General features: G+C 67.9%; 14 protein-coding genes and 1 pseudogene. 4 read left to right on the plus strand and 11 right to left on the minus strand.

What is annotated here, in order from left to right; translation table 11 throughout:
• Nucleotides 1-117: 117 nt before the first annotated feature.
• From OHT51_RS00505 to OHT51_RS00515, 3 genes are all read right to left on the minus strand, one after another.
• The gene (locus tag OHT51_RS00505; RefSeq protein ID WP_328876868.1) at nucleotides 118-990 is read right to left on the minus strand and encodes an IS3 family transposase; all 873 of its coding nucleotides are present in this window, start codon (nucleotides 988-990) and stop codon (nucleotides 118-120) included.
• On the minus strand, nucleotides 987-1,292 hold the full coding sequence (locus OHT51_RS00510; RefSeq protein ID WP_328876869.1) for a transposase: 306 nt from the start codon (nucleotides 1,290-1,292) through the stop codon (nucleotides 987-989). The genes OHT51_RS00505 and OHT51_RS00510 overlap by 4 nt, the downstream gene beginning before the upstream one ends.
• A 170-nt stretch (nucleotides 1,293-1,462) precedes the next feature.
• The gene (locus tag OHT51_RS00515; RefSeq protein ID WP_328876870.1) at nucleotides 1,463-2,143 is read right to left on the minus strand and encodes an NAD(P)H oxidoreductase; all 681 of its coding nucleotides are present in this window, start codon (nucleotides 2,141-2,143) and stop codon (nucleotides 1,463-1,465) included.
• A gap of 113 nt (nucleotides 2,144-2,256) precedes the next feature.
• Between OHT51_RS00515 and OHT51_RS00520 the strand changes: the two genes are divergently transcribed.
• On the plus strand, nucleotides 2,257-3,186 hold the full coding sequence (locus tag OHT51_RS00520; RefSeq protein ID WP_443052374.1) for an AraC family transcriptional regulator: 930 nt from the start codon (nucleotides 2,257-2,259) through the stop codon (nucleotides 3,184-3,186).
• On the opposite strand, the gene OHT51_RS00525 is transcribed toward OHT51_RS00520, so the two are convergent.
• The 4 genes from OHT51_RS00525 to OHT51_RS00540 all read right to left on the minus strand — a co-directional run bounded on the left by OHT51_RS00525 (nucleotide 3,183) and on the right by OHT51_RS00540 (nucleotide 6,825).
• The gene (locus tag OHT51_RS00525; RefSeq protein WP_328876871.1) at nucleotides 3,183-3,362 is read right to left on the minus strand and encodes a hypothetical protein; all 180 of its coding nucleotides are present in this window, start codon (nucleotides 3,360-3,362) and stop codon (nucleotides 3,183-3,185) included. The two genes, OHT51_RS00520 and OHT51_RS00525, sit on opposite strands and share 4 nt — an antisense overlap.
• A gap of 399 nt (nucleotides 3,363-3,761) precedes the next feature.
• Nucleotides 3,762-4,175: a hypothetical protein gene (locus OHT51_RS00530; protein ID WP_328876872.1), complete on the minus strand. Its 414-nt coding sequence runs from the start codon at nucleotides 4,173-4,175 to the stop codon at nucleotides 3,762-3,764.
• A 679-nt stretch (nucleotides 4,176-4,854) separates the two neighbouring features.
• Nucleotides 4,855-5,400, minus strand: coding sequence for an IS5 family transposase (locus OHT51_RS43250; RefSeq protein ID WP_443052687.1), 546 nt, complete (start codon nucleotides 5,398-5,400; stop codon nucleotides 4,855-4,857).
• A 903-nt stretch (nucleotides 5,401-6,303) separates the two neighbouring features.
• Nucleotides 6,304-6,825 carry a hypothetical protein gene (locus OHT51_RS00540; RefSeq protein WP_328876874.1) on the minus strand — a complete coding sequence of 174 codons (522 nt, stop codon included), beginning with the start codon at nucleotides 6,823-6,825 and terminating at the stop codon, nucleotides 6,304-6,306.
• 927 nt (nucleotides 6,826-7,752) lie between these two features.
• Here OHT51_RS00540 and OHT51_RS00545 point away from each other — a divergent pair.
• Nucleotides 7,753-8,214 (plus strand): DNA glycosylase AlkZ-like family protein, encoded by a 462-nt coding sequence (locus OHT51_RS00545; protein WP_328884197.1) that lies wholly within the window; start codon nucleotides 7,753-7,755, stop codon nucleotides 8,212-8,214.
• 63 nt (nucleotides 8,215-8,277) lie between these two features.
• On the opposite strand, the gene OHT51_RS00550 is transcribed toward OHT51_RS00545, so the two are convergent.
• The 3 genes from OHT51_RS00550 to mycP form a co-directional block, all read right to left on the minus strand.
• Nucleotides 8,278-8,646, minus strand: coding sequence for a transposase family protein (locus OHT51_RS00550; protein ID WP_328876875.1), 369 nt, complete (start codon nucleotides 8,644-8,646; stop codon nucleotides 8,278-8,280).
• Nucleotides 8,647-9,126: 480 nt separating this feature from the next.
• Nucleotides 9,127-9,906: an alpha/beta fold hydrolase gene (locus OHT51_RS00555; RefSeq protein WP_328876876.1), complete on the minus strand. Its 780-nt coding sequence runs from the start codon at nucleotides 9,904-9,906 to the stop codon at nucleotides 9,127-9,129.
• A 269-nt stretch (nucleotides 9,907-10,175) separates the two neighbouring features.
• The gene (gene mycP, locus OHT51_RS00560) at nucleotides 10,176-11,483 is read right to left on the minus strand and encodes a type VII secretion-associated serine protease mycosin (RefSeq protein WP_328876877.1); all 1,308 of its coding nucleotides are present in this window, start codon (nucleotides 11,481-11,483) and stop codon (nucleotides 10,176-10,178) included.
• A 356-nt stretch (nucleotides 11,484-11,839) separates the two neighbouring features.
• Between mycP and OHT51_RS00565 the strand changes: the two are divergent.
• Nucleotides 11,840-12,499: pseudogene (locus OHT51_RS00565) on the plus strand (HNH endonuclease family protein).
• A gap of 71 nt (nucleotides 12,500-12,570) precedes the next feature.
• On the opposite strand, the gene OHT51_RS00570 reads toward OHT51_RS00565, so the two are convergent.
• Nucleotides 12,571-13,176 (minus strand): dihydrofolate reductase family protein, encoded by a 606-nt coding sequence (locus OHT51_RS00570; protein WP_328876878.1) that lies wholly within the window; start codon nucleotides 13,174-13,176, stop codon nucleotides 12,571-12,573.
• 467 nt (nucleotides 13,177-13,643) lie between these two features.
• Here OHT51_RS00570 and OHT51_RS00575 point away from each other — a divergent pair, with 467 nt between their 5' ends.
• Nucleotides 13,644-14,564: an NADP-dependent oxidoreductase gene (locus OHT51_RS00575; protein WP_328876879.1), complete on the plus strand. Its 921-nt coding sequence runs from the start codon at nucleotides 13,644-13,646 to the stop codon at nucleotides 14,562-14,564.
• The last annotated feature ends 254 nt before the right edge of the window (nucleotides 14,565-14,818 follow it).

Below are 14,818 nucleotides of genomic sequence, written 5' to 3' on the forward strand. Positions count from 1 at the left end.
ACGGTTCGATACGGCTCAGCGCCCGATCCAGGTTGATGAACGGAAGCATCAGTACCGTCAGCGACGACGCCTTGGACTAAGCTTGTTCCGCTTTGACGGACACCGTCGGTGTGGTGGTCAGGCTGCGAGTGCGGTCTCGTAGTCGGCGGGACTGCGGTAGCCGAGGCTGCTGTGCAGTCGGTGCAAGTTGTACCAGCCCTCGATGAAGTCGAAGATCGCGGTGCGGGCAGCGGCCCGGCTGGGCCAGGAACTCGTGTCGAGCAACTCCTGTTTGATGGTGGCGAGGAACGACTCGGCGAGTGCGTTGTCCCAGCACTGACCGGTGCGGCCGACGGACAGGCGGACTCCGAACTCCCTTGCCGGCTTGGCGAATTGCTGACTGGTGTACTGGCAGCCGCGATCCGAGTGAAAGATCACCGGACGCGCGGGGCGACGCTCGCGGCAGGCCGCCGTGAGGGCGTCGGCGACCAGTTCGGTCCGCAGGTGGTCGGCGGTGGACCAGCCGACCACGCTGCGGGAGGCGATGTCGATGACGGTGGCCAGATAGAGCCAGCCCTCGTCGGTGGCAGCGTAGGTGATGTCGCCGCACCAGTGGGTGTCGAGGCCGTCCGGGTCGGGAGCGAAGTTGCGGACGACGAGGTCGGACCGGGCGGCGGCCCACGGGTCGGGGATGGTCGTCAGCCGCCGTCGCCTGCGGTGGCGGCCCTGCAGCCCGGCGTCGCGCATCAGTCTGGCGATGCGGCGCCGTCCGCAGTCCTCGCCCTGTCGTTGCAGGGCAGCATGGACCCGCGGGACCCCGCAGGTTCCGAGGGACCGCTCATGGACTTCCGTGATCTTCTCGGTCAGCTCGGTGTCCCGGACCGCCCGCGGCCCAGGCTTGGCGGTGCGGCGGGCGTAGAAGGCGGTTCGGGAGACCTGCAGCAGTTCACACGCGCGCTTGATGCTGTGACCGCCATGCTTTTCCGCCTCGATGAACGGGTGCACCGTCACCGGGTCTCCTTCGCGAAGAAAGCTGTCGCCCTGAGGACCTCGACGTCCTCGCGCAGCCGGCGGTTCTCCCGCCGCAGCGCGGCCAGTTCCTCGCGTTCACTGCTGGTCAGTCCGTCGCGCTCGCCCGCGTCGACCTCGGCCTGGCTGACCCACAGCCGCACTGCCGTCTCGGTCAGATCGAAGTCCTTGGCGATCTGGCCGACCGAGCGGTCACCGCGCCGGCACAGCTCGACAATCTCGGCCTTGAACTCCGGCGTGAACGAGCGGCGAGGGCGTGGCTTCTTCTTCCCCATGCTCTCCATGATGGACATCCTCCCGGGGCAGAACCCCTGATCTCGGATGTCCGTCAAAGCGGATCAAGCCCACGACACCCTGGGGTACAGCGCCATCGGCAAGGCCCTGAAGTCACCAGCTCGACCTGCAACGTTCGACCCCCACAGGTCGTCCCCGAACACGAATGTCGCCCTGGCGGTCAGGCCGCCACGAGTCCCTCGGCGACAAACTTTTCCACGAGCTCCCGTGCACGCCGGTCGAGATCGGCGTACTGCGCCTCTCGCTCAGCGCCCGCGACCGCTTCGCCGATCAGGAGGTTGCCTTCGGCGTCAACGCGCTGCGGGCGCTCCTCCGCGTCGGTGAGCAGACCGACGGTGGAATGGGAGAAGCCGCAGTAGTAGGCGATGCCTTTGCTCAGATTGGTCTCCAGGAGGGCTTGCATCCCCTCCACGATGGGGTCGTCGGCAGTGGCGCCGGCGAGGCCCAGCCACAGCATGCGCTTGTCGGCGAGGCGGGGCTTGCTGCGGCCGTAGGCGAACCCGTAGTTCCATACACGGTCGATCCAGCCCTTGAGGATGGCGGGCACGTTCTGCCAGTACACCGGGAAGACGGCGACCACGACATCGGCGTCGAGTATGCGCTGCATGTGGGCGTGCGCTTCGTCCGAATACGCCTTTTCCCTGTTGCCCCAGTCCGGCTGGTCCGACATGTTCATCCGTGGGTCGAACCCCTCGGCGTGCAGGTCGAGCAGGTCAATGCGGTATCCGGCGGCTTCGAGCCGGACAGCAGCACGGCGAGCCGTGTGCGTGGTGAGGGAATCGGTGCGGTGGTGTGCGACGACCACGAGGGCGGTCCTGGTGTGGCTGTCGTGCTGCGTCACGGTGTCTCCCGGCTGCTCTCGATCGATTCGATGAATCCAGTACAGCCGCGGTGACGTAGATGATCCATGGGAGAAGCGCTCCGGAACATAGGAGATCGTCTACGATATGTCTCGTGGATCCGCTGAGTTCGCTACTGAATGGCATCCGGGCCGAGGGCTCGGTCGTCAGCCATGCCGTGCTTACGGCGCCTTGGACCATCCGCTTCGCCGACGAGGCACCGCTCACCATGATCAGCGTGCTGCGCGGCGGGGGCACCCTGCTGCTGCCCGACGGCATCGAGCGAGCCGTCGGCGTGGGCGATACGGCCATCGTGCGCGGCCCCGCACCGTTCCATCTCGCGGACCATCCCACCACGGTCCGCAGCTCCCACGCCGCGTACGAGATCGCCTGCTTCACCAGGGACGCCGAGTGCACCGCCCAGGAACTCGGCGGTATCCACTGGGGCACCGGCTCGCAGGAGGCGACCGCGCTGATCGTGGGCGCCTACCGCGCCTCGGGCCACCGCCACGAGCGGCTCCTGCGTGCCCTGCCGCCCGTCCTGGTGATCAAGGAGGACGTGGAGGTCTGTGCCTGGCTGGAGACGGCCGCCGCCGACGCCGCCCATCTCTCAGCCGGTTCTCAGGCGCTGATGGACCGGCTCCTGGACTGGGCCCTGGTGTGCACCTTGCGCAGCTGGTTCGAACAGGCCGGTGCCGACGCGCCCAGCTGGTACCGGGGCCTTGCCGACCCAGTCCTCGCCCCCGCCCTGCAGGCCTTCCACGACCGGCCCGCCGAGGCGTGGACGGTGGCGTCGCTGGCCGCTCGAGCCGGCGTCTCCCGGGCGCTGTTCGCCAAGCGCTTCACCAAGCTGATGGGCCGCCCGCCCCTCGCCTACCTCACGGAATGCCGCATGGACGAGGCCGAGGCGCTTTTGACCGACACCGACCTCAGCATCGCCCAGATCGGAAGGTCCGTCGGCTATGCCGACGCTTTTGGCTTCAGTGCCGCGTTCAAACGCCACAAGGGCCTGAGCCCAAGCACGTTCCGCGCCGCAGCGGCCTAATTTCCGGTCGGCCTGAGCCTGTCGTTCAGCGACCAGCACCCAGCAGCCTCGGCTTCCTTGTAACCGTCACCGTCGCTCGGCAGCGAACACAGGTCATGGATCATGAAATGGAGTTCCACGTCGTCCGTCGACTCCACCCACAGCCCCTCGGCGTCGAGCACGAAGGCCGCGACCATCCCTGCCTCAGCGACGAGTTCGGAGTGCTAAGAGCTCGTAACACGATCATGGTCGGGCCTGCTTGAGGCGCATCCAGCAGATGAGGCTGCAGGCGAGAGAGACGATTGGAGCCCTTCGCCGTCCCGCGCAGGGCTCCGCTGGCGTCGCGCGGACCGCTGGCGAAGCCGCGGATCTGGGAGACCGCCGTCGAAGTTTTCCGGAACCGCCCGCCGCCTCGCCGACGATCGGGGGCAGTGCCGCGCAGATGAGGAGCGACTACATCACCTGGTCCTACGATCCGGTTCGGTCGGAGATCCAACAGCCCACTGTGGGGCGGTTCGACGAGCTGAGTGAAGATGCTGTCTGTGTGGCCATGTTGCATGCGGTGGCCAGTTCCGCAGTGCGGCGAACGTCCAATCTCACTGCGGCTCGGGTACCTTGCAGAGTGCCGCCCACTTTCGCTCAGCCTCGTGCAACCTCTCCAGCGCTGCCCCGCTGTTCTGTTGTCTTCGTAGCGTGGCCGCCCAGTCCTGGTGGGCGTACGCCGACTCGCGCAAACTCCCACTGAGTTCCGGCTCCTCGGTTGCCTCCGCAGCCGCGAGCAACCTCTCGGCATACGCCAAGGCATTCGCTTGCCATTCCTCTGGCGTCACAGTGATCGTCTGGACATTGCGAGCAGCGACTGCCAGGGCACAAGCTTTGGACCGGGCAGATTCCTTGTCGTTCAACAGGTCATCGAAACTCGTGATGCCGAAGAACGCCAAGACGGCGATCACGGACACCGCGACCCCCAGGCCCGTAGCGAACTTCTGCGCATCAGAACCGTCGCTCACCCCTGTGCCCCTCCGATACCCGAAAGCGTTGCTACCCGAGCATAGGGTGAAGGTGAAGGCGGCGAGTGGCTGAGCCTTGTCTGGTACTGGGCCTGGCCATGCCAACCGACAAGCTAAGAGCTCGTAACACGATCTTCTGCGTTGACCTGGGTGCAGCCAAAACGAAGCGGTCGAGAGATCTTCGAGTGGTGGAAGCTCACGGAGTGGCCCTCTGCGCTACTCGCTCGGCCGCTTTCCGTAGTAGGGACTGACGGTCCGGGCCAGCTTCCGCTGGATCACCCGCAGCATCCTGATCGTTGCCGCATCGTCCCGCCCTGTGGTCGTTGACCATTCGACGCCCGAGCCGGCGAGGTCGCTGACGAAGACGATCTCTGTAGCCAGCAGTGTCCGTGCCCAGTCCGCTGTGCCGAGTGGGCCGTCTTCGCCAAGAGTCTTCCGGAGCCTTTGGCACTGGTTGAGTAGATCCTGCGTGTCGGTGAACCCCATGGCAAGGGCGAGTTGATCGCTGCAGTGTGCGGGGCCGCCCCTCCAGGAGCGCACGAGTCAGCAGTTCGACCTCGTGCTGGATCAACAGCTCGCTAGCTCTCACCCATGTCTTGCGGCACAGGTTCGCCCTTTCCCGTACTCCGCCGACGTGGCCGGGCCCGGCGCCTGGCCTGTACTCGAAGCCTTTGGGTGATCACGCTACCTGTCTCTTGAGCCGCCTCCAGCAGATGAGGCCGCATGCCAGCGAGACGAGTGCATCGTGCAGTCCAAGACGTCGCTCCCAGCGGACAGCGAGGCGCTTGAACTGGTGAAGCAGGGCGAAGGTCTGCTCCACGACGCAGCGGAGCTTGCCCAGCCCCTTAATGTTCGGCGCGCCCTTGTGGGAGATCACCGGCATGACGCGCCGTCGTTGCAGCTCGCGCCGCACGGCTCGGGAGTCGTACGCCTTGTCACCCAGGACGGATTCGGGGCGGCGTCGTGGACGGCCAGGACGTCCGGCCACCGGCGGGATGCCGTCGACCAGGTTGAGTGTCTGGGTGATGTCGTTGACGTTGGCCGCGGTCGTTATGACGTGGAGCGGGATGCCACGTCCGTCGCTGATCAGGTGGTATTTGCTGCCCGTCTTCCGCCGGTCGACCGGTGACGAACCAGTTGAGGCACCCCCAAGCCTCCCCTGCAGTGAACAGAGCCGGCAATCCGCTCTCCTGGAAAGCGGCTCGCACCATTGGGGTGCCCGGATCCATGGCGCTGCTCGCGACCGGACGACAGGGGCGTCGTACGCGAAAGACTAGAAGAGCGCGGGCGGGAAAGGACCCTGACAGATGTCAGGATCCCCAGGTCATGCCCGGGGCCTGCGGATCAAGGGCCGACCGGCTTCCGCCCGGTCACCGCTCCGCACAAAAGGGAAAGGCCCACAAAAGGGGGGCCCGCCAGCGAGCTGACAAGCCCTCACGCAACATCGACCGAACGAGAACGCCCTTTAGAAGCCGCCCGTACCACCGCAGCAGGCAGCCGTCGAGGTCTGGTCGGCGCCGGCGAGCGGCGGGCAGCGCGGTGTCAGCGGCGAGGCGCCATCGCGAGCGCGACCGCCGCTGCCCCTCGAAGCCGGCCCAAGCCATAGCGCGTACCGCTTACCCCTTGCCGACGTGCTCGGGCGAACAAGGCACTCTCCCCGGCTCAGCGCACAGGGTGGGCGGACAGGGTCCGCAGTGAACGACTGAGCCACCAGTCGTTCGACCCGCGGTGCGACATGGACGCCACCGGTCACGCTCGCCACCAGGCTTCCCGGCGTCGGGACCTGACCATGCGCACGGTGCGCCCGGACCGAGCGGTCCGGGCGCACCGTGGGTGACTTCTACTGCTCTGGATCGAGTCGGTCGTGTCACTGGGAACGGATCAGCGCATCGCGTGCACCCTATCGTGGGGGCCCTGCGCGCGGACTCGGCTGCACACTCGCCGCCGCGGGCGTCCCGGCTGTCCCACCCCCTCTCGACCCGTGAGCAGACGGCCAGGGTGAGAGGGAAGGGAGAGCGTCTGCCCCCGTACCGCGGCTCGACAGTCAGGACCTGGCCTTGAAAGCGGCGGTGCCGGGGCCCGCCTGCCAGGCGGGCGGGTCGTCGCTGCCTCTGCGCCGGCGTGGGGGTCAGTGGTGGTCGTGCTTCCTGTCGACTGCCCGGAAGCTGCCGACGAGCGCGAACGGCACCACGCTGCCGTCGAAAACGACCGTTCCGGGGATTGCGCTGCTGGAATCCCCGCGCCCGATAGTCGCAATTGCAGCACCGTTGTCGCACGTGATCCCGGTGAAGAATTCGATCCTCTTGTCAGTTTCGTTCCGGACGTTGAAGCTGGTCGCCGGACTACTGATCACAGCGATGCACTCGCCCCCCTTGACGGAATACGTCCGCTCGTTGACATAGACCCGTTCGCGGCCGTCGTCGCCCCTCCAGTCGCGGTGATCCGACCGCCCGTCGTGGCCCGTCTGCCCGTTCCCTCCCGTCTGGCCGTCCCCTCCCATACCGTCCTGCAGCGAGGAGGCAGCGGCCTCCTGCACCGACGCGGCGGACTCCGGTACGGAATTCGAAGCCGACGCATAATTCACGGTGGTTGCAGCAACGACGGTGATGCCCACCGACAATGCGATCCCGACCACGGTACGCGTACGCATTCCGGTTCTCCCTCTCGCAGGCATTTCGTTTTCTCCATCTCTCAGGGATGCCAGCCGACCCGGCCGCCTACGAAAGAACCTACTCACGCCGAAAACTGTCGCCACTTCAGAAATCCATGACAGACACCGCAAAGGGGCCGATCGGGCGTTCAAGAACCCGGAACGGCACATGTGACGAACCATCAAAAAAGTGGAAGCAGAAGCGACTTGGCCGCACCATGGGGCCATACGGGTGACCTGACTGACACCCCGTCACACTTCTGCGCGCGTGTCGGGCATTGACAACGCGCCGCACAACGGCTAATACGCCTTCGGACATCGGGATCTGCCCTGATCAGCGCGCCTCACAGCAGGAACTGTAGCGGGCACACACAGCCACCACGGACAGACTTGCCGAAACCACCGCACGAAGGCCGGATCGCGCGCGGTCCAGCCGCAGTCACAGGCGCCGCAGCCACACAAGGGGAGCTGCCAGAAACCAGGACCACGACACCCCAGACAGCCGACCACAAGTCAAAACCCGCAACCACCACCACAGCGGAGTGCCACCACCCCAGGCCCGACAAACCGCGCCGTCGAAACCCCGAACCCAGCCCTTGGCCCAGAAGCGACCCGGCACACAACACAAGCCCGCACTGCGCGAGCAGCTGGTGACCTTCCCGGGCAAGCCGTACGAGGCCCGGCAGCGGGTCAGCGGTACCGTGCTGGGCGTGCTCGCGGCCGAGGGCCTGATCCGCCGGGCCCGGCCGGCCGGTTCGTGGACCTCCGCGCAGTTCCGCTGGACCCTGGCCGAACCACTGCCGTCCGTACCGGTCGCACAAGCGCGGGCCGACCTGGCCCGGTACTACCTCGCGGCCTTCGGGCCGGCGACGGCCCAAGACCCTCAAATGGTGGACCGGCTGGACCCTCACCGACACCCGCAAGGCCATCGCGGCCGTCGGCGCCCAGGCCGTCGAACTCGACGAAGGCACCGGATACCTGCTGCCCGAGGATCTCGATCCTGTCCCCGCTCCCGAGCCCGGCGCGGTCCTGCTGCCCGGCCTGGACGCCACCCCGATGGGCTGGCGGCACCGCCACTGGTTCCTCGACCCGGCGCTCACCGCCGCGCTGTTCGACCGCAACGGCAACATCGGCCCCACCCTCTGGTGGCACGGTCGGATCGTCGGCGCCTGGGCACAGCACCCCGACGGGCACATCAACACGGCGTTCCTCACCGACCCCGGTACGGCTGCCTGCTCTGCCGTCGCAGCTGAAGCCGACCGGCTGGCCGCGTTCCTCGCCGCCACCCGCGTCACCCCGTGCTACCGCACTCCCCTCGAACGCCGCCTCACCCAGGCAAGCCCGAGCTTGCACGCTCAGGGCCAACCAGAGCGTGCAAGGGCCAAGTAGAACGCTCAGGCACACCGGGCTCGAACGTCAAGGGCAGTCCACGCTCACCTCGCGACGTTCGATTTATGTTCGATACATTGATCGGCGCGCCTCGCGCCAGGCGTACCGCCCGCCGAGCGGGGCGTCGTCCTTCGGCTTTCTCGCGGGGCGCTGACCTGACCGGGGAACTCGTTGCGCCAGGCCCCGATATCCCTCGTCGACCTCGGCCTTCACTCTCGGATGGAGGCGGAACTGCTCGGCGACGCCTTCGGTCCGCATGGCGGTCTGGTCGTGCATTCTTCCGGGCCGGTCGACCCCGGACCACAGGGTGCGGCCCTGGCCGTCGCTGATGGTGGTGGTCTTGCACGTGTTCTGCTTCTTCTTGCCCGAGATGAACGCCCCGCGGCCGGGCCGGTGAGTGAGGGCGGCGGACTTGGGTCTCGGTGCCGTCAATCCGCAAGGTGACATCCTCGGCATCGGCGTAGGCGAACACGTCGGCCAGGGTACGTAGCCGCACCTCGGTCCGGTCGGGGACCGCGAAGCCCCGCTCGGCCAGCAGGGCGGAGCTCCCCGACCGCCCAGGTGATGGTGGACCGCTCGAGGCCGTACAACTCCGCGAGAGCGGCGTGCGGGATCTGGTGACGCAGGTGGACCAGGGTGGTGACCAGTACCCGATCGATGAAGACCAGGTCGTGCTTCGGCCCTGCGACCGGCTGCTGCTTGCGCTTCCCGCCTCGCCGCTCATGCAGCGCGGACTCACACCGCGCGGGCCATGGATCGGCCAACTCCTCGATCAAAGCGCCAAGATGCGCGCGGGAGATGCCCGTGACGGCAGGATGGGACAAGGCCGCACGGGCACATTCCTTCGCCATCACACACGAGGAACCTGTGCGGCCGTCTCCACGTCACGCTCTGATAGGGCGCGCGGCCCGGCTATTCCTGGTCTCGGTCCGCGAGCGCCACCGCACTGGCGCGGGCAAAGGCTTCCGGGTTGTCCAGCATGATGTTGTGTCCACAGTCCGGGATCGCGACTACGGACACCCCAGCCTCGGCGAGTGCGTCGGTGCCCGGGAGCGGGCCGTCGGCCTCGGGCAGCAGGTAGGTGCGGGGAATCTTCAGGTCCAGCAGAAGCTCACGCATGGTGGGGACGGTGCCGCGGGTGAGGTGGACCGCGCTGCGATGCAGGGCCTCACGGCCGGCCAGGCGCATCGTGGACCACCAGTGCGAGCCGACCCGGTCGCGGACCTCTTCCCAGCCGTCCGTCAGAAATTCCTGCTCGGAATACGCGGCGATGCCGCTGCTGCCTGAAGAGGCGGGCAGGCGCGGGATCGGGTCGAGGTTGGCGTCGACCAGTACCAAGCGGGAGACCAAGCGTGGATGCCGGGCGGCCAGGACGATGGCCACCGAGCCTCCCATACTGTGCGCGATCAGATCCGCGCCGGTGACGCCCGCGGAGGTCAGGGCCACGGCGAGTGCATCCGCGTGGGATTCCAGGGTGTAATCGAAACCTGCCGGCCGGTCGCTGATGCCGTGACCGAGCAGGTCGATCAGCAGCGAACGGCGGCCGGCCAGCAGGGGATGGACCGCAACCTCCGTGAAGTAGGCAGGCGAAGTGGCGCCCAAACCATGCACGTAGACGCGTGATGGCTCCTCCCCCGGCAGCTCAACCCAGCGGATCTGGTCGCCCTCGGGCGTCACGGCGGCATTGCGCACAGTCTGCTCCCCTGCAGTCAAGATCGATGAAGAGACGAGAGTAGCCACCAGAGCCAGGTGCACCGCCGCCGATCCCCCGGTGCAGGCCCTTGCGCGAGGGGGGATCGTGCTGTCCAGCCCGTCACGGAGCGTGGGGCAGCGTCACGAAGAGCTGGCGGATGCGCTGCTCGACGCGGTGGACCAGCCAGCCGAAAACGGGTGACCGGCTCACACGACTTGCTGGAAGGGTGCGGCCACTAGGAGGGAGCCGCACGCCAGGGTGGCTGGGTCTACTGCCCTTGGTGCGGGGGCTGTTGGGTGTAGGGATGGGGCTGCGGTGGGGTCTGGCCGGCAGGGGGCGCGTAGCCGTGCTGAGGAGCACCGTTGGGGTAGTACTGGTAGCCCGCCGGCGGCTGGGGCGGGTAGACGGTGCTGTGGGGGGCCATGCCGCCGCCGGGACCGGGGCCGCTTCCTGAGCCGCGGCGACTGCGGATGACCAGCCAGACGACGATGCCCACGATGACCACAGCCGCGATACCAGCCACGATGAGGAGGTTGCGGGAACTCGCCCGCGTCGCGGTGTCCGTCTCCTTGGCCGTGTCATGGGACGGTGGGCTGGCCATGGTCAGGTGTCCGAGAGGGTTTTCCTTGGGACCGGCGGGGATGTCCATCGTGAGCGCCGAGTAGGGACGGACGATGCCGTAGCCGTATTCCTCGTCGGGCGCCTTCAGCCCCTTGTGGTGTGCGAAGGTGGCCGACTTGATGAGCCGATTGATCACTTGGCCTGCACTGAGGTCGGGGTACTTGGAGCGGACCAGCGCGGCAGCGGCCGAGACGTAGGCCGTGGCATCCGATGTGCCGTTGGTCAAGGCGTACTGCTGCGACATGTTCATATCCGCGCCGAGGATCTCAGCCCCGGGAGCCACAAGGTCCAGGCCCTCACCGGTGTTTGAGCCCTCCCATAGATTGCCCTTCTTGTCGTGTGCTCCCACGGAGATCACGCCAGGCAGCACAGCGGGCTCGTCGACGGCTATGGATCCGTCGTTGCCTGAGCCCGCAACGACCACCACATCGTGGGCTTGTGCGTACGCGATCGCTGCGCGACCGTCGCTCAAGGTCTTGCCACCGTCGTTGCCGAAGGACATGTTGATGACCTTCGCGCCCTGGTCCACGGCGTAGCGGACCGCTGCGGCCCAGGTCTCGTCATGCATCGGGTCCTTCTCCGTCTGGAGGGCCCGCAGCGGCAGGATCTTCGCCTTCGGTGCCAGGCCCATCATGCCGGAGGCGTTTCCCGCGCCGTGGCCATGCGCAGCGATGATGCTGGCCATCGCTGTCCCGTGCCCCATGAGGTCTTCGTGCGCGTTGCCTCCGCCAGTGAAGTCCTTGCCTTCCAAGACCTGGCCCGTCAGGTCGGGGTGACTGGTGTCGACCCCGGAGTCGACCACCGCAACGGTGACGCCCTCACCTTGGGAAACGGACCACACGTCTTCGGCCGCGAAGGCCTCCAAGACCCACTGCTGGTCCCTCACATAGTCAGCCGAGGCGGTCGTGGCTGAGGTGAGGAGCAAACCTCCTGTCATCGCCATGACACCTGTCACGGACCAAAAACGCCTGCCACTCAAGTCGTTGCACTCCTAGTTCCAGGCCGGTCACGCCGGCCGCTTCGGCGACTGGGCCCACGCTAGAGGACCGGCCATCCGGGGCAATCGCCGCCCGCCCGCAAACGCGGTACCGGGAAACTGCAAACCGACCCACCGGGGAGTCGCCCGAGCCGCAACTCGGTACCTCCTGCTGCAGTGGCGCGGGCTGTCGGATGCCGACTCCATGGTCGGCCGCAGGGCAGCCGAAGGCAGGCGGGCCGATTCGCTTCTCCGGTATGAGCTTTCCGCTCACACGGGCGGCGCCCTCGTGGAACCGCTGATCACGCCCGCTGGAATCCGGCTATCAACAACGCATGGTCAACGCTGTTCTGCGCGGTCTTGCTGCCGCCGCCCTCGTGATCCTGCCCGTCGTCGCTCCCGCACTCGCCCACGCCGCCGAGACACTGCCGCTGGCCGACGCCGTTGCCGGCCTTCAGGTGGCAACCGAGTGCCGCAACGGATACGTCCGGAACAAGTTCCGTCACTGGAACACCGGCGACGATCCTGCCCACGGCTGCAACACCCGCGCCGAGGTCCTCCTCCATGAGGCGGTCGACCCGCCCACCGTGGGCGCCGGATGCCGTCTGACCGGCGGGAGCTGGTGGTCGTACTACGACGCCAGCGTCGTGACGTCGGCCGGCAGTCTCGACATCGACGATATGGTGCCGCTCGCCGAAGCGTGGGACAGCGGCGCCTCGGCGTGGACCCGCAGCGGCGCGAGGCGTACGTCAACGACCAGGGCGCCGAGGCCTCGCTCGTCGCGGTCACCGCACGCTCCAACCGCAGCAAGGCCGACCAGGCCCCCCGCACAGTGGATGCCGCCCGGCGCCGAGGTGCACTGCCGGTATGTCGGAGAGTGGGTGGGCACCAAGCCCCGCTGGGGCCTGGCCGTCGACGACGTCGAGCTCGCCGCCCTGGAAGGCGCGGGGGCCGACTGTCTCCAGGAGACGGTGACGTACGAGCCCGGCCACTAAGAACCCATCCTCTTGCTCCGCGCCCGTAGGCGCCGGCCTGGCGGCCGTCCAGACCGGCGGACGGGGCGACGTCACGCAGGGACGCCGAGCGGGGGGTGCTCGAGCACGCGGGACTTGTACTCGACCAGCTGGATGCGGCCGTCGAAGGTGCGGTGCTCGATCATCTCGAGGGCAACGTCCGGATAGCCGTCGTAGATGCGTTCTTCGCCCGTGGCCCCGGTGATCACCGGGAACATCACGACCCGGAAGCGGTCGACGAGTCCGGCTCGTAGCAGGGACCGGCACAGGCTGAGGCTGCCGATCGTGCTGAGGAGCCCCGAGCCATTCGACTTCATGGCGCGGACCGCCTCGACGGCGTCGTCGCGGACGAGCGTGGAGTTGGCCCAGGTCAGTGGCTCCTCGAGTGAGGAGGAGAACACCACCTTGGACGCTTGCGTGAGCTCGTCGACGGACGCCTCTTCTTCGGGCCTGAACTCGTCTTGGCCATCCGGGACCTCGCCTTTGGCGAAGCCCGACATCAGGCGGTAGGTGTTCGCTCCCATCAGGTAGGTGACCTCGGGCTGCTCACCGAGCCACGCGAGGTACTCCGGGCCCTCGAGGCCCCAGAACCCGGGCCATCCCTCTCCCGATGCGTAGCCATCGAGGGAGGTGATGAAGTCGACGATAAGCTCCGACATGGCGGTGTCCCTTCCTAGGTGTCATGAGCTTGGACCGGCCGGGAGCCACAAACTCATCGGCCGCGCTGCGGAGCAACGAGAAATCCCATCACGCTGCAGCCGATCAGGTCGGCGGAGCGGCACTGCTTCGGAGGGCCCGGAGGGCCGGTTCAGGATGGGTTCTGAGGACCTCATCCACGACCGCCTGCCCGACACCGTCAACCGGCCCCAACTCAATGGCCCACTGGAAGTGGATGCAAGTGGCCCAGTCGTCTGGGCTGCTTCCGTCCTAGGGTCGGAAACGTGATCACCACAGCACCTGTCAGCCGTCCTTCGTCCGCCGCTGTGTGCGGTGGCGGACACGGGCGGACGGCGCTGGGACTGCTCACAGCGGCGGTCGGCCTATCGGCCCTCTGTGGGCCGATGCCCGCGCCCGCCAGGCGCGATGCCCGCTCCCCAACCCGTCCCCCTACTCAGAGGAACCCCTCATGCAAGCCATCACCGTCAAGGACCGTGACGCCGGCGTCAGCGGCCTGATCCTCTCCGAGCTGCCCCACCCGCACGCCGCCGAGAACGACGTGATCGTGGAGGTCCACGCCGCCGGATTCACCCCCGGCGAGCTGGACTGGCCCAGCACCTGGACCGACCGGGCCGGCCGTGACCGCACCCCGAGCGTGCCCGGCCACGAACTGTCCGGCGTGGTCACCGAGCTCGGCTACGGCACCACCGGCCTCACCGTCGGACAGCGCGTGTTCGGTCTGTCCGACTGGACCCGCAACGGCTCGCTGGCCCAGTACACGGCGGTCGAGGCCCGCAACCTCGCCCCGCTCCCGGCCGATGTCGACCACGTCACGGCCGCCGCGCTGCCGATCTCCGGGCTCACCGCCTGGCAGGCCCTGTTCGACCACGCCCACCTGACCACCGGCCAGAGCGTGCTCATCCACGGCGCCGCGGGCGGCGTCGGCTCCATCGCCGTGCAGCTGGCCCGCGAGGCCGGCGCCCGGGTGATCGGCACCGGCCGGGCCCGCGACCGCGATACCGCCCTCGGCCTGGGCGCGGACGCCTTCATCGACCTCCAGACCGAGAAACTCGACGACATCGGCGAGGTCGACGTGGTGTTCGACGTGATCGGAGGCGAGATCCTCGAACGCTCCACCGCACTGGTCCGCCCCGGCGGCACCCTGGTCACCATCGCCGAACCGGTCACCGTCCACCCCCACGACGGACGAGCCGTCTTCTTCGTCGTCGAACCCGACCGGGCCCGCCTGGCCGACCTCGCCCAACGGCTGAGGGACGGCTGCCTCAAGCCGATCATCGGCGCCGTCCGCCCGCTCACCGAGGCAGCCTCCGCGTTCACGCCCGGCAAGCGCACCCCCGGCAAAACGATCATCCGCGTCACCGAAGACTGAGAGGTCCTCGCTTGACGGGCCACCATCGTGGTGGTGGAGGGCGCCGGCGTACGCGGCGCCCGGGCCCCGGCTCCTGTCCCTCCCCCGGCTCTTGCCGCCGTGGTCTGTCATGCGGATTTCGCAGGTCCCGCGGCCCACGGCCGGGCAGCGCTGAAGAGGATCACCGAACGCCGCCCCTGGTGACCCGGCCTGGCCGCCCCGCCGGTCACCCAGCTGCAGCCCGCCGCGCGCCCGTGGGTCAGCTCGTGCCAGGA

This window comes from Streptomyces sp. NBC_00299 (assembly GCF_036173045.1).
In the GTDB taxonomy this organism is placed as follows: domain Bacteria; phylum Actinomycetota; class Actinomycetes; order Streptomycetales; family Streptomycetaceae; genus Streptomyces; species Streptomyces machairae.

Coding starts and splice junctions, on each gene's coding strand:
- OHT51_RS00510 (WP_328876869.1), bottom strand. CDS start 1,292: ATGGAGAGCATGGGGAAGAAGAAGCCACGCCCTCGCCGCTCGTTCACG.
- OHT51_RS00525 (WP_328876871.1), bottom strand. CDS start 3,362: ATGGTCGCGGCCTTCGTGCTCGACGCCGAGGGGCTGTGGGTGGAGTCG.
- OHT51_RS00540 (WP_328876874.1), bottom strand. CDS start 6,825: ATGCGTACGCGTACCGTGGTCGGGATCGCATTGTCGGTGGGCATCACC.
- OHT51_RS00570 (WP_328876878.1), bottom strand. CDS start 13,176: ATGTCGGAGCTTATCGTCGACTTCATCACCTCCCTCGATGGCTACGCA.
- OHT51_RS00575 (WP_328876879.1), top strand. CDS start 13,644: ATGCAAGCCATCACCGTCAAGGACCGTGACGCCGGCGTCAGCGGCCTG.